This window comes from Coraliomargarita parva (assembly GCF_027257905.1).
Lineage (GTDB): Bacteria > Verrucomicrobiota > Verrucomicrobiia > Opitutales > Coraliomargaritaceae > Coraliomargarita_A > Coraliomargarita_A parva.
Window position 1 is genome coordinate 358,485 of record NZ_JAPZEI010000003.1, and the last position, 15,381, is coordinate 373,865.

Genomic DNA, 15,381 nt, shown 5'->3' on the forward strand with positions numbered 1-15,381 from the left:
TCTATTCGTTCATCAGCTGTGCCACCATGCTATCGATGGCCTTGGCCCAGATTTCGTAGCCCGCTTTGCGGGGATGCAGGTAGTCCGGCATGATTGCTTTGCTTAGTGTGCCATCAGGCTCAAGAAACTGATGGCCGATCGGCAACCAGAACACGGTCTGGTCATTCGCGTAGCGTGGGAGCAAGGCATTGACCGCATCGTTGCGAATGCGCCCCCGGTTGTCGGGCGATTCACCGCGTGGGAAGATGTCCAGTAGGAGGACTTTGGTCTGGGGGCAACGCTCGCGGATTTTTGCGATGATAGCACCGACGCCTTCGGCGATTTGTTCCGGCTCATTGCTATTGTTGGTGCCGATCATCAGCACGACCAGCTTCGGCTGAATGTTGCCACCGAGCGCTCCGTTTTTGACCCGCCAGAGCACGTGCTCGGTGCGGTCGCCGGCGATGCCTTGATTGACGGGGTTGTATTGTCCGAAGTGCTGCTTCCATACGGCCAATCCATGGTTGTCCCAGCCGTCGGTGATTGAGTCACCGAGGAAGACCAGGTCCGGCTTCTTCTGAAGGGTCTCCTTAACAATTCGGTTGTGCCGATCGATCCAGGGCTGCTTCGGCGTCGCGGTAGCGGCGGGGTTTTCTGTCTGCGCGGCGCGTGTCGATAGAGCTGCGGCGGCGCATGTGAGCGCCAGGCTGAGTCGGATGATTTGTCGGAGATTCATCTTTGGCGTTTACTGTTCGATTAGGATCGTGCCCCAGCGTTTGGCATCCAGTCCGGCTTCGGTCGGGACGTCGGAAACCATTCCGGTGTCTTTGTCATGCCAGTAAAGGCGTGAGGTGCGATTGGTGCCCGAGCTGTTGGAATAGATGATGCCGGGAATACCTTTCACTTCGGAAAGCTCGCTGGGGTTCAGCCCGATCTCGTCGAGCGGAATGGTGACTAGCACCGAATACTTGCCGTTGCCAACCCGTGATTGAATTCGAGCTTTGTCCAATCGACGGACGATATCAAACTGGCGGGCATTCGCGGTATTGGTCGAAACCACATAGGTCGTTGGGTTGTCCGGGGCTTCGGCGTGTTTCTGCCAGTAGGTGACGGTTTCTCCACTGGCGAGTGGTGCAGCTAGAATACGCACTTCACCACGTCCGGGGACTTCCAGTTTCAGATCAACCGCGTCGCCACCAATGAAGCCATGGCTGAAACGGCCTTCGCTGTTCTTCCATGGACTACTGTCGTTGACCTGGTAAGCAATGGCGAGATTCTTGCCGTCCTGAGCCATGGCCACCCGGAACCAGTTCGACGGATTGCCTGCTTCCTGAATCCGCGCGGTCGAGGCACCGGCTAGGATTGTATTGTCGATGCTGGTCGATGGTGAGGGGACGACGCGACTGAGTGTATTGACCTTTGCGATCGTGAGTTGCTCCGGTTCCTGATAGGCCTCTTCCTTATTAGCGGTGGCGATTTCGATTCCCTTGGCAATGCTTTCGGTCGTGGCACTCAGTTGGATGCTTTGTTTCCGGACAGTCTCGAGTCCATGTAGCTCCATGATTCGAAAGGCGATCCGGCCGATTTGCACGAGGACACGTCCTTTTTCGTCCCGCCACAGGAAACCTCCGAAGGCTTCGGGGCCGACAAAGGTCGGGTCCATGCTGATCTCGCCTTTGATGTCCTGCAAGAGCGAGGAGAGGTAGAGACCATCCATGCTCATCAGGAACCATTCACCGCGATCACCGGCCAATGCAGTTATACTCCCGACTCCGGGAACGTCTTCCACTACACCGACTGTGCGGAAGGGGGCGATGAGTAAGCCGCGTTGCGCTGCTGGAGCGTCATGACGCTTATAAGGATTTGGATAAGCGCCCTGGCGTCCATCGGCCGTTGAATAATGCACGCCGTCAGAGAGGTTGCCTGCGCTATCCATGACAAAGGTGCCAATGCTGCCATTCTTGCGGATTTGAATATTATCGCCGCTGTAGATTCCGGTAATCGGATTTTTCGGCTCCTCCGGATCTGTAAAATCGTAGAGTGGGACGCCAGTTTCGGTAAAACCAGTTGGGCGAAAGATCTTTTGATTCGCTGTGAGGATCGTCAGATCGGGCTGGATCCAGGCGTTGTTCCAGTAGTGATGTTTGATGTCGATACCACCTTCAATGATTTCGTTCGCGTCTTCGATGCCGTTGTCATTGCGGTCGATCCAGACGCGGCTCTCGTCGATATTCTTGGTTCTGGGATCATCATAATCGACCTGAACGACGGTCGTGAAGACTCCGCTCTCATCGCGTTTTGCAATGGTCAGGTAATCCGTTTTGATTTTGGAAATAACCACTGCGTATTCATGTCCGTTCAATTCGTAGACCAGACCACGTTCGTTGTGTGCAAGGTCCGGATGGAAATAAAGCGGCTGCTCCTGTGTCGGGCGGTTGAAAACGTCCGGATTCGGGTCGAGTTTAAACTCGATGCCGAGGGCAATGAACTTCGTGGAGTCGTCAACAAAAGGGAAGCCAAAGACGGCTCCGTAGTCGGTCGAGCCCCAATATTGATTGAGTAGAGTGCCTGCTGTGCTCCAGCTGGTCACGCGACGGCAGCTGTGGTTGGCTTCGGCTATCCAGAGACGCCCCTGGCTATCAAAGTCCAGGCCGAGTGGATCCACAAAATTCGTTTCGATGAACGGCCCTGCCGGACGCATGTCATGTTCTTTTTGATAGGCATCACCTAGCGCATGGAGCTGTGTGCCTTTGCGATTATAGACCAAAACTTGGTTGGTGCCTGAATCACTGATTGCAATGCGGTTGCCGTCGGAGCTGAGGGCAAATCGGACAGGTTCCAAGACTCCTTTTGTTTGGATGAGTGTTTTAGTGGTCTGGGCCTTCGTATCCAACTTACGGATGCTGCCGTCTTTAAATAGGCCGTAGAGCTCGTCCTTGTGGTTATCGACCGCGACCAGTTCGCTTGGCGCTTGGTGTTCGAGAATCTTGCCATCCGAAGGACGCATGATCCAAAGGCCTTGAGTGGGGATGCAGACGTAGAGCTGACCGTAAGCGTAAGCGATGGTGGAACTGTTTGGAGCATCACGCCAATTCGCGAGTGGGATGACACTTTCTGTACTGCGCTTTTCGTCTTCAAAAAGGGTAATCTTGCCCGTGTTGATGTCGAGTTTGCGCACCATTGCTCGCTCGGTCCATGCTTCGCGGGAGAACAGGTAGACCGAATCGTCATCCATTGTCAGATCGAGACTTTCGGTGACATTGACCCACTGAATGATGCCTTTCTCGTCGATACGTTGGACTCCGGAAGTGCCTTCGGTGCCGGTGAATCCGATGAGTAGGACATCACCACGACTGGCTGCAGAAGTAGGGTGGCCGTGATTACTGCCCCAGTTGACCCAGCCCTTGCTTGTCGACCAGGGGGGGGTCGAAGAGTTGTAGACGCTGTTGAGGAACTTGAGCGAGAAAGGCTCATGGTCCACAATTGTCGCCGTATATTCTCCAGGCGGAACCGGATTGCTGCTGTCGTCGAGTCCGTCCCAATAGTCGATATTCTTGCCGGCAGAGCGGGGATATTGGCCAAACAGGTTGCGTACACGTTGCCCGTCGGCATTGTCGATGGCGATGGTGACTTCACGGTCGCTGGGGAGCTCGTAGGCGATCTCCATCGATCCCGCAGTGTCGAAATTAGTGAATTGCTTGAGGCGCTCTGCTTGAAGGTTTTGCTGCGCTTCAGTGATCGCCAGGTTGCCCTCATTGCTCAGGACGACTTCGCCCCAACCCTCCTTGGCGCGGAAGAAGAAAATGCGGTTCACTGCGTCGTTGCGCAGGTTGTCGACCAGACGGTGATCCACTTTAATGCCCTCAGGATCGCCCCACATGGCTTCAATGCCCAGAACAAAACGATCGCCCGCATTAAGTGGTTCGCCGGAAAGTCGGACGTATTCCCATGGCCAAAAGGCTTCGAGGTTGTAGCCTTGGCCATTCTCCCATTCCTTGAAGGCAATCTGCCCGCCAAAGTCATCCATCGTGATCCCATACTCGTCTTCGAGGTCCTGACGGTAAGGGCCAGTGGCATCGTAAGGTGGGTTCTTTTTGAAGCCACCATGATTCACAATCATATAGTTGCGTTGCTCACTCGATGAGTGGAAGCCGTTGATGTGCATCTGGTGTTCCTCATCTGTGTTGTGGTCAAAGATGACACGTCCCTGAAAGGCATCGGCCTGCCAGCTTTGATGAAAATCTTCGCCGCGGGTAGCGTTTTTCAACGGCGTGTCGTCGGTATAACGCATGAGCAGATACACGCCTTTGTCGTCCCACATGACGTGGCTCCAGACGGAATACTTGTCGACGAGGGTCGGGTCGTTATAACTCCAGATACCTGCAGAAAGGTCCCAGTCGTTCTCTTTGCCGTCAATGGTCACCGGGGCGGGTGTCGGGACGGCAACGATTTCACGGTTGTTGGACGTAGCGCTGGCCGAACTGTCGGCGAGTGCCGAGTGTGTCAGGGCCAGGGTGGTGAGGGCTGTGCTGAGGAGATAAAGTGGTTTCATGAAGTTTTTGTAAGGTCCCTAGTTCGCTCATTGGCGCTGATACGTGGGGTTGATCGGTTGGTCTTTGGGTAGGGCGCGATATCCTTATCGCGCCGTGTCGGTGTTTGCTGTGTGGACTGAAATGATTGATTACGAAATGTATCTGAGCTGGATGTCGGTTCGCGGATCGTTAAGGATAACGATTTCTACCTGTAGTCTGTTCGAATGGCATGTAGCCTCCGAACTCACCTGTCCTGAGCTTGTCGAAGGGGGGGGCGGGGTGTGCTGGATCTGCGTAGCGCGAAGCTTCAGCGAGCGTTGAGTTGTGATTGGTGGTTCAGTCCGAAGTTCGAATAAAAGTATATTGCCTTACGGGCACTCGTTAAAGCTTCGCGCTACTTTGGAATGTCGTATGAACGGAACAGTGCAGAGGATCATTCGGCCGGGTGGTTGGAAAATTTCAGGGGCCAGAGCTTGTCGGTGTCGGCCTTGAGTTTCAGGCCGACTCTGAATGGAGTGTAGCCGACGTTGAAGGCACGGAAATAGACTTCGTTCCAACCTTGCTTGAGCGTTACGGGGGTGAAGGCGACGCGACGGGCACGCGGTGTTTTATGGGCCGTGTAATGCTTGTCGGGATCACCTTCGAAGAGCTTTACCCCGTTCAGGAACCAGCGAATATAGGTCATATTATGGCCCTGAAATTCGAAGTCCAATTCGACGGCTTCCGGTGCGTAGATCCAGGTCACACCATACCAGATCTGGGAGCTGCGCCCGATGCTTGCACGGGTGTCGAGTGGTTCGATTTCGACCGGCTCCCATGAGGTCGATTCGAGTTCCGGCCAATAGCCCTGAATCAGCTCGCCGGTATAGCTGGCATCTAGGTCAACCTTGGCATCATCCGGCGGATACCCGGCCGCGTGGAAGAACTTTTTAACCGGTTCCTTGTGACGTGGGTCGTCGGTAAACGCATCGGCTCCGGAGCCGCCAAAGGGCCCCAGTTTCTGCCAGTGTCGGATTACGTAGCCATCACTGAGGCCGGAGAACTTGGCGGGAGCCCAGGATCCGGGGTAGAGGCGAGCCTCGCTGGGTTCGTCGTAGGTTTCGATATTCGCGGAGCCGTCGGCATTGGCCCACCAGAATTTATTATGGCCACCGAGGTTGGCGGAGAAATTGACCATGGTTCTGAAGTCGCCGGAGAATGGTTGGCCAATGGCAGGGATTGCGCTGCGGGGGATTTTTGCGGCGATGACGTAGCCTTTACCATCTGCGTCCAAGACCGCTCCTAGAGTGGCTTCGTGAATCGGTCCGACATGTTCGAAGCTTACTTCGCCGACCGGAGTGCGGTAGGTTTGAGTTTCGGCACGATCATAATTAAGTTTCGGATACATCCCGAGGATGACCGGGGTGGGCTGGCCATCCTGTTCAAATAGGCCAAAAACCATACGAACATCGCCAGGACGGCCGTCTGCATTCGAATCGGCTGCGGCGTTTTCATCGCCCTGGATGTAAAAGCTAACCGTGTCAGTTTCCTGATCATGGGTGAAAATACGCTCGAGCGGGGGAGTGGGTTTGAGTTCAAATGTTCCACCCGTGCGCACGTGCCAGCGCAGATAAAGATGCTCTGGGTCGAAGAGGCAGCGAACTTCGACGCCTTGATCCTCACCGGTTTCGTAGCTGACGGGGGAGACCGATTCCCATCCCAACAAGGAGCCATCGAGTGCGGCCCCACCGACTGCAGGTGCGAAAGGTGCAATGTTCGTTTTGCCCGCACCGCCGCGTAATGTGACAGCAATTGGCAGTGGGTCGGCGATCTGCGTGGCTTTCAACTGGATGTGCTTGGTCAGGGCCTCGAGTGCGCGAACAGGATTGGACTCTAGGCTCCAGTTTTCCATCTCGTAGAGGAAGGGTGTATACTTTCCGGCTGCGTAGTAGATTGTCCCATTTGTTTCGTTGGCAAACATGCTGCCTGCAAAAAATTCCCCCGGCTGGCGGTAGACGCCGACCTCCTTGTTGATTTTTTCGGACGGAAATACGGTATCCAGATACATCCCGTCGTCGGTGTAGAGGTAGAGTCCACTGCGCGACTGATCGATCAGTGTGAGTATACCATTGATCGGTTTGAAGAGGCGGCTTCCGCCGATGATATCCCCCTTATGGTGTTCGGGTTGCATCAGGTTGGAACGTCCCACGCGCCACTTCATGACGTAGTTGCCGTCACCATCGGGTACATAGCGGGTGATCTTGTACTGGGCGCCGAAATTGGCGGTGAAATTCTTGCCTCCCCGGGCGTGTACGTAGAAGCCATCCTCGACCGAACCGTCGGCCATCATCCAGTCGCTGCTGTAGGTTTCGGCGAGCTCATTGCCTCCGTAGAGGGCGCTGACTTTGCCGGCTTCGCGTGCCTCGAAGACCGGGTCGGTGACCACCTTCTGGAATTCGGTGTAGACGGGATTGCCGTGTGAGTCGAAGTGGTCGACCGGCAGGCGCCAGACACTTTTTCCATGCTGTGCCGGAGACAGGTAGGACAGATCCTCGATAAAGCGTTGTCCGTGATAGGTGAGGATCCAACCATCCACCTCATTCGTTGCGCGGAGTTCGGATTCGTCGATGGCACCGTTTCCGTTGGCATCGTTCCAGAGCTTGTATGTTCTCCCCTCTCTGAGGATACCGGCTGACTTATAAAACCGGTTTTCCTTCTCGTCCAGTCGGTAGACGATGCCCTTGCGGCCGCCTGCGATGTAGAGAGTGTCATGGTTGGCCCGGATCGCGACAGGCTTGTCGATGTCGCCGTGCTGACCGGCATGCACATCGGGCCAGACGGCTTCAACGGTCCAGGTGTGTGTGTCGTAATCGACATGGTAGGCGGTGAGCCAGTTGCCGTGGGTCGGCAAGTAGATCCTGTTCGGATCGGCTGGGTCGACGGCGTAGCCATTGTTCACCTTGGTCTGGTAGCTCGGATATTCCTGGATCAGCGTACCTTTGTCTGGGGCCCATTCGGAGACACGGTTGGGCCCTTCGTATTCGGTGATGATCAGGCGGTCCTTGCCTTCGGAATCGACCCAGGTTGCCAGTTTACCCGGTGACATAAAGCTGAGCGGGTCGTAGCTGCCCGGCTCCTGCGCATCGAGGCGGCCGAGTGTACGCAGGATTTTCCCCTTGGCGTTGAGTTGGTAGACCTTGTTGGCTTCACTGTCGCTGAAGTAGAATCGGCCCTTGGAGTCGATTTCCATGTCGCAGGGAGTGATTGTTTTCGGGAGGTCGAAGGTCGTTTCCCATTCGCCAAGGGGCAGGCCATGGTCTAGTGTTATCTGCTTGAGGATCCACCGGCCGTCCATGTCGCTCAGGCAGTAGAGCTGCTGTTCATGGACGATAATGCTCTGCGGCTTTTCTATTTTAATCCGGCTCAGTCGCTCTCCGTCCGCACCCGCATAGACTGTGATGTCGTTGATGAACTCTTCCGTACTTTCAGTAAACTTCCCGTATTTGTGATAGCGGTTCTTCGGGGGAGCGATGTCGAATTTACCACGTTCGGCCACGTAGAGGTAGCTTTGCCCGCTTGCCGGATCCTTCCACGTGTCCATCGAGGTGACCTTGCCCCGGTTGATCGTGACATTCTTTCGATAGGCGCCGTTGCCGTTACCAAATGGCTTCTGGTCGGTGCGATAAATAAAGCGGGGACCGCCTTCCTCGCCGGCAGCCCAGACGGATTCTCCGTCCGTCGCAACCGACCAGCCGCCGGCGGCACCTCCGGAGTTGAACGAGTCGATGAACTGCTCGTAGCCGAGCGGCTTATTCAAATCGAACATGGGAGCGTTCAGCCCGTTTTCCAGATATTGGTAGTAAAAGACGGCAACCCCATTCGGCCCGACATCTACATCCCGCAAAGGTTGTCCCACCGGATCGCCTTTAAACAAGAGCGGTTGCTTCCAGTGCTCCGGATTCTCAGGGTCCGGCAACCAGGGAGACACGCCACCTGCAAACTTTGCTGTGATGGCGTGCCATTCCTCATCGACTTCCCAATAATAGGCCGGCGTGTAGATGCCTTTGACTCCATAATCGCCCGGAGGCACCGGCATATGGTTGTCGTCCAGGCCGTCCCAGTTTTCCGTGAACTGTCCTTGGTTTTCCGCTGTCACCGTACGTACCTGTCCGGCGACAAAGGTGCTCACGATCCAGTCCGGATTGTCGGGAGCCGTGATCGCGAGTGTGACGAGATAGGTTCTGGGGAACTTGCCGTCTACAGGCAGTGCGTAGCTTATGCCGATCCCCTGATTCGTGGCTTCAGCCCTGCCAGCTTGAGGGGCGAGTAATGACAATGCCGCTAATAGTGATGCCAGGATCAAGGTAGAAGCCGGGGAGGTGAACATAGTAAACTTAAAAATATATACCTTATATATGGTCAACGGCGCCTTCACTGTATGCAGAGTGTATGTCAGGCCTTGAGTGGGGAGATTGCTTCGAATTCGGTTAGATCCGCGGGAATACTTGGGCAGGGGCGACCTTCGGAGGCATCGACCACCTGTTTAACCAGGCCCTCGGCTACGGATTTTAGGGAGGTTGCAATGTAGTATGGGCCTTGTGGCATGGGAAAGGCCAGTGGATCGTTCCGGTGACTAATAATTTTTAGTTCGGGATGGCAGTTCTCTTGTCTCTCCTCGAGAGCCGTTTGCAGTGTCACCAAGTTGTTGTCCGGGAAGATGAGCACGACATCGGGCTTTTGTTTGCCTTTCCCTTGTAGTTTACGATAGGCATCCAGTATCTGAAGCTTTTCCTCCTCTTGTGACAGCTTTCCACTGTCGATTGAGTGGTACCAGCTTGGACGTGTTTCCAAACCGGCTTTCGCGCACAACTTTTGAACAATCGAGAATGAGGCTGCTTCAGACCGGTTGTGTTTACGAATGTAGGTCAGCAGGAGTGAGGGAGATGTAATGAAACCTATTGTTTGGTAGCCTTTCTCGCTGGCACGTTGCAGTGCTAAAGTCAGGAACTCCCGCACCGGGAAATAGACATTCTGTGATTTCGGCGCACTGCTGAATTGTACTACGGGGAGGGGCAGGCTCTGCATCTGTTTATTCACTTCGGTGGTGGTCATGATGGTCACCAGTGCCTGTATTTTCTGGAGCTCCGCCGCCTGTTTGACTTCAGGCAGTATTTCTGACTGCGCTTCTTCCATTTCGCGTGGCTCGAGCCAAGTGTGGATCTTGAGCCCCTTACGTTTTAATTCCTGATAGAGCAAGCGGTGGAGTTGGATGGCATATCCGTGCCGAGGGTCTGATATAATGTCGCTGCCATAATAAATACCCACTGTTTCGAGCTTCGGCTTGGCGTCGGCGACAAAAGTGCCGACGCCTTTATGGCGAACAAGTAAGCCTTCCTTCACCAGTGGCGTGAGCGCTCGGTGTATCGTGAAGTAGTTGGACTCCCAGAGCTGGGCGATCTCCTGCATCGACGGAAGCGCCGCACCAGCTTGGAGTCTTGTTTGGAGTATCTGTTCCCGTAGATGGTCCCTGATGGCATGTTCCTTGGGGATTTTCTTTAGTTGTGCCTTACTGGGACGCAGTTTGGAGACAATCGATTCGGACATCTTGCTGGATATATGCTCTTAATCGTAAGAATATACAATATATATTGCAGCGAAAGCCGAGCTGCTGATCAGTCGATTAGGAAAAATGATTCCGGATCAGCGAGAGGATCCGCTCACTATTGTCGCCACGATTCAGGTAGTTCTTGGTGAGCGCGACGGCGAGTTTCCGGTTTGGATCCGCCATGCCGAGGGAGCCGCCATAGCCGCCGTGGCTGAAGGTCCGGGCTTTGCCGGGTTGATTCCATTCCTCACGGGTGCCATAGCCCAAGCTGAAGGGGGCAGGGATCCCAATAAGATGGGGGAAGTCGGGGCGCTCGGTGGCGAGCTTGATCCGCGAGTCCGGCAGTAGTTGCACGCCGTCCACGCCTCCAGGCAAGAGGCTGGCGTAGTGCTTTGCCAGGGCTTTGGCCGTCATGACGCCGGAAGTGGCCGGAATTGAGGCGGCCTGCATCTCCGGGCGGTTCATCATTGCGTGGAGCGGCCGGACGTACATCGGGATCGCTTCCAGTTGCGCGTCGTGGGGCGGGTCGAATGCATCTTCGTGGATGTCCTCATACAAGGTGGCGACACGGGGACGCTCGGACTCCGGCATGCCGATATAGAGGTTACGAATGTCGAGTGGCTCGCAGATTTCCTTGGCCACGAGCTCGCGAAAGCTGAGTCCGGATACGAGGCAGGCAATATTGCCGACGAGCCAACCGAAAGTGATGGCATGGTATTCGGTGCGCTCACCAGGCGCATGCTTGGCGGGCATCCCCGCGATGTAGTCGCAGGCGGCATCCCAGTCGGCCGCCATCTTGAGATCGGCCGTCTCAGGCATGGCCCAGAGTCCGGCGGTGTGGGTGAGGGCGTGGCGCACGCGGATGTTACCTTTACCGTTGGCTGAAAAACCCGGCCAGTATTCTGCGATTGGCGTTTCGTAGTCCACCAAGCCGCGTTCAGCCAAGCGGTGCAGTATCGTGCTGGTGATGCCCTTGCTGCAGGAGAAGACCGGGAAAAGTGTTTCACTGGTGACCGGGGACTTGTGGCCCGCTTCCATATAGCCGGCAAAGGCATCCACGACGCATGCCCCCTTGTGGTAGACGACGACTTGTAGGCCGTGTTCTTGTGTGGAGGCGACGAGCTCGTTCAGCAGGTCTTGGATTTTTGTTTGCAAGTCCATGGGCCGCTGTATCCAAGCAGAAATCTGGAGGCCGGGGCAATGGCAATTCTGTGAGGCGGTCTTAGAAATTGAGTCATGGCGCGCTGGAACCCCTCCGTCCCGGACAAGCCGGGACACCTCCCCTTGAAAAGAGGAGGAACTTTTCTTACATCTCCATACAGCTGCTCGAGGCAATCCTAGCTCTTCTCTTCGTTGAAGGCAGGGGGCTGCAAAAGCGGTGGAGGGGGTGCAGTCCGAAGATACCGGCCTCATGCCGCTTCTTCCCGCGAATCGCTTATCAGCCAATAAAAAACGCCGCTCGGTTGAGCGGCGTTTTGTCGTGAAGCGTATGTGCTTAGAGTCGTGTCATTGTCAGGCCTCCGTCGACCATGATGACTTGCCCGGTGGAGTAGGCGAACTTGGCGGTTGCCAGAGAGCCGACTGCCTTGCCTATGTCCTCGGGGAAGCCCCAGCGCTTGGTCACGCAGAGGCCGTCTTCGATGAGGGCGTCGTACTTCGCGGTCACGCCGCTGGTCATGTCGGTCTTGATCACACCGGGACGGATTTCATACACCGGAATGCCGAACTCGCCGAGGCGGGCGGCGAAGAGCTGGCTCATCATGGCGATGCCTGCCTTGGAGATGCAGTATTCGCCGCGGTTGACGGAGACAACGGTGGCCGAGATGGAGCCGACGTTGATGATGGCAAAGAAGTCGTCCGGTGCGGATGCCTTCTGTTCGATCATCCAGTTGGCGGCCGCTTGTGAGAGGAAGTAAGGTCCCTTCACATTGGTGCCGACCACGTAGTCGAAACTTTCCTCGGTGGCTTCAAGGATGTCCTTGCGTTCCTTGGGCGCCACACCGGCGTTGTTCACCAATACGTTGAGCTTGCCGTAGTGCCCCTTGATCTTGTCGAGCATGGCGGCACGTGCGTCGGCGGAACCGATGTCACCCTGGCAGTAGAGCACATCCGCGCCCAGGGCCTTGAGTGCTTCGATCGCTTCGCTGACTGCGGACTCGTCGCGCATGCCGTTGATGGCGATGTCGAAGCCCAGTTTGGCCAGCTCGGAGGCGCAGCCGAAGCCGATACCCCGGGAACCGCCGGTGACGAGTGCGACAGGTTTGTTTGCAGTTGTCATAAGTTTAAAGGTTTGGCCGCAAAGAGGCGCAAAAGACACAGAACTGATACGGTCGTGTTTTGTGAATTTTGCGCCTTTTCGCGGCTAATTAAACTAGGCCTTCAGTTCCGGTAGATCGAGCCACTTGCGTTCGTCGGAGCTCTTGATGCCGTATTCGGCGAGCTGCACGCCCTTGGCACCTTCGAGGAGGTTCCAGCGGAACGGTTCGTCGAGCACGACGTGGCGGAGGAAGAGTTCCCACTGGATCTTGAAGGCGTTGTCGTAGGTTTCCTGTTCCGGAACCTTCTGCCAGCCGTCGAAGAAGTCGATGGGTTGCTTGATATCCGGATTCCAGACCGGGCGCGGTGTGTTGCCGTAGTGCTGGATCCATACATCGCGGAGGCCGACGATGGCGGAACCCTTGGTGCCGTCGACTTGCATGGTGAGCAGGTCGTCGCGGCGCACGCGCACGTTCCAGGAAGAGTTGAAGTGGCAGATCACACCGTTCTCCAATTCGAATGTGGAGTAGGCCGAGTCGTCGGCGGTGCACTTGTAGGGCTTACCTTCTTCATCGATCCGCTCGGGGATGTGCGTTGCAGCCAGGCAGCTGACGCTCTTCACCGCACCGAAGAGATTGTCGATGACGTAGCGCCAGTGGCAAAGCATGTCGACGATCATGCCGCCGCCGTCTTCCTTGCGGTAGTTCCAGGACGGGCGTTGCGGCGGGACGGTGTGGCCTTCGAAGACCCAGTAGCCGAACTCGCCGCGGACCGACATGATGTCGCCGAAGAAGTCGTTTTCGACCAGACGCTTGAACTTGACCATGCCCGGCAGCCAGAGCTTGTCCTGCACCACGCCGTTTTTAACGCCGGCGTCACGGCAGATTTCATAGAGCTTGTAGGCATCCTCGGTCTTGATCGCGGTCGGCTTTTCGCAGTAAACGTGCTTACCGGCGGCGGCCGCTTGCTTGACCGCATCAAAGCGGCGCAGCGTGCTTTGCGCGTCGAAGTAGATCGGGTAGTCCGGATCTGTCATGACGCTGTCGAGATCAGTCGTGTATTTGGTCACGCTGGTTTGCTCGATCAGTGCCTTCAGCTTGACCTCGTTACGGCCGACCAGGATAGGGTCGGGCATGATGACTTCGGTCGGGCTGACTTTGACGCCGCCTTGCTTAATGATTGCGTCGATGGAGCGGAGCAGGTGCTGGTTGGTGCCCATGCGCCCGGTCACACCGTTCATGATGATACCGATTCTGTGGATTTTCATAGTATATATTGGAGTTGTTCGGTTTTCGGTTAACCAGTTTTCAGTTGGCTGGTTCCTTGTTTAGTTGGGAAATCATTTGAACCGCAGATGAACACGGATGGACACGGATATGTTTAAACCAAAATCAGCGTGAATCTGTGGTTGTTTAAACGTGCTCCTTGTAGGCTTTGATGATCTTTTCGAGATACTCGTCCTGATCCGTGGCCCAGTGGCGGGTGGAGAAGACCTCGACTTCGATCGGGCCGTCGAATCCGGTGGTTTCAACGAGCTTGCGGATGCCGCGGTTGTCGATGCAGCCTTCGCCCATCAGGCCGCGATCATTGAGCATGTCGGCGGTCGGAGTCATCCAGTCGCAGACGTGGAAGCCGATGATGCGCTTTCCGGCGCGTTTGATTTCCTGCTCGAGGCAGGGATCCCACCAGATGTGGTAAACGTCGGCCGCGATGCCGACCCATTCGTCGCCTAGCTGGTCGATCATATCGTTACACTGGCCGATGGTGTTCACGGCGCTGCGGCAATCGGCATACATCGGGTGGAGCGGTTCGATGGAAAGTTTGACGCCGACCTTGCTGGCATGGTCGATCAGCGAAGCGATGCCTGCGGTGATCTGCTTGCGGTTCTCCGTGATGTCCAGTTCCGGTTTGGCCCCGCAGACGAGCACGACTTGCGGTGCGCCCACTGCAGCGGCTTCGTCGAGGGCCTTGATGTTGTCGTCATAGGCGGCCTGCTTTTCAGCTACACTGAGATACGGGTAAAAGCCGCTGCGCACGAGTGAGACGGCCTTGAGGCCATGGTCGTCGAGCATCTTTTTGGACTCGGCGAGCGGACGCCCGTCCAGCCATTGACGCCAGAGGCCGACACCGGGTACACCGGCAGCGGAATACTTGGCGCAAGCGGTGGGGAGGTCCCACGGCTTTGTGGTCATTGTGTGGATTGCTAAGCGGGATAAATCGTTCACGATTTTCAGTTCTCCTGTTTTCAGTTATTCGGTTATCAGTTTGATTCTGAAATGAGCTGCTTGAGCACTTTCGCATCTTCGAGGAGCTGCTCCGGTTGGTCGTCCTTGACGAATTCAAAGATGATGTAGCGGTCGCCTTCGGCTTGACGGATCAGCTTTAGGTATTCGGTCCAGGGGGCGATACCATCAGCCAGCGCATGGCGATCCTGCCAGCCATTGGCCCCCCAGTGGAAACAGTGCACGTGGCTCATGTGCGGCAGTGCGGCTTTGAGTTCGGGAATGTCGCCTTCGAAGGTGCCGCAGGTGCGGGGTTGCCAGTAGAGCTTGAGCTCGGGCAAGCCGACTTCCTTTAAGAGCTGATGAGCGGATGCTTGTGTGTCCGTTAAAGTACCGCCATGGTATTCGAGTGCGATGGTGATATCCAGCTCCTTGGCAGCATGCACCATGCGGCGGAGACGCTCGGCGACTTCGTCGCGGTAAGCTTGATCCGCATCTTCTGAACCTTTGTCGCCTGCCCAGACGCGGATTGCCGGAGCGCCGAGTGCTTGCGCGGTTTCCAGAAAGTCAGTCATTTCACCAGACGCTTCCGTGCAGCGGTAGTAGGAACCGTAGGAACACACGGTGAGGCCGGCGGCTTCGGTCTTGGCTCTGACTTCGGCGGCCAGTTCGAGTTCGCCCTGTGGGACGTGGACATCGCTGCCCCATTCGATACCGTTAAGTTCGGCCTTGGCTGCCAGTTCGATGATTTCGTCGACCGAAAGTTGTCGGAATGTAATCGAGGTGAGTCCTGTTTGTAGCATGTCGT

9 protein-coding genes are annotated in these 15,381 nt (G+C 56.0%); all 9 read right to left on the reverse strand.

All coding sequences use genetic code 11. The annotated features are described in order from the left end of the window. Nucleotide 1: 1 nt before the first annotated feature. The 9 genes from O2597_RS05860 to O2597_RS05900 all read right to left on the reverse strand — a co-directional run bounded on the left by O2597_RS05860 (nt 2) and on the right by O2597_RS05900 (nt 15,376). Nucleotides 2–715 (reverse strand): GDSL-type esterase/lipase family protein, encoded by a 714-nt coding sequence (locus O2597_RS05860; protein WP_269523329.1) that lies wholly within the window; start codon nt 713–715, stop codon nt 2–4. Nucleotides 716–724: 9 nt separating this feature from the next. Further along, the gene (locus tag O2597_RS05865) at nt 725–4,531 is read right to left on the reverse strand and encodes a FlgD immunoglobulin-like domain containing protein (protein WP_269523330.1); all 3,807 of its coding nucleotides are present in this window, start codon (nt 4,529–4,531) and stop codon (nt 725–727) included. 413 nt (nt 4,532–4,944) lie between these two features. Then, nucleotides 4,945–8,877: a hypothetical protein gene (locus O2597_RS05870; RefSeq protein WP_269523331.1), complete on the reverse strand. Its 3,933-nt coding sequence runs from the start codon at nt 8,875–8,877 to the stop codon at nt 4,945–4,947. Nucleotides 8,878–8,942: 65 nt separating this feature from the next. Next, on the reverse strand, nt 8,943–10,094 hold the full coding sequence (locus O2597_RS05875; RefSeq protein WP_269523332.1) for a GntR family transcriptional regulator: 1,152 nt from the start codon (nt 10,092–10,094) through the stop codon (nt 8,943–8,945). Nucleotides 10,095–10,170: 76 nt separating this feature from the next. Continuing rightward, complete coding sequence (locus tag O2597_RS05880; protein WP_269523333.1) at nt 10,171–11,256, reverse strand: serine hydrolase domain-containing protein; 1,086 nt, start codon at nt 11,254–11,256, stop codon at nt 10,171–10,173. Nucleotides 11,257–11,590: 334 nt separating this feature from the next. Further along, a complete protein-coding gene (locus tag O2597_RS05885; protein WP_269523334.1) occupies nt 11,591–12,373 on the reverse strand; it encodes a 3-ketoacyl-ACP reductase in 783 nt (260 codons plus the stop codon). 93 nt (nt 12,374–12,466) lie between these two features. Beyond that, nucleotides 12,467–13,618, reverse strand: a complete 1,152-nt coding sequence (locus O2597_RS05890; protein WP_269523335.1) for a Gfo/Idh/MocA family protein — start codon at nt 13,616–13,618, stop codon at nt 12,467–12,469. Nucleotides 13,619–13,763: 145 nt separating this feature from the next. Continuing rightward, a complete protein-coding gene (locus O2597_RS05895; RefSeq protein ID WP_269523336.1) occupies nt 13,764–14,543 on the reverse strand; it encodes a sugar phosphate isomerase/epimerase family protein in 780 nt (259 codons plus the stop codon). A gap of 68 nt (nt 14,544–14,611) precedes the next feature. Next, nucleotides 14,612–15,376, reverse strand: coding sequence for a sugar phosphate isomerase/epimerase family protein (locus O2597_RS05900; protein WP_269523337.1), 765 nt, complete (start codon nt 15,374–15,376; stop codon nt 14,612–14,614). Nucleotides 15,377–15,381: the final 5 nt, after the last annotated feature.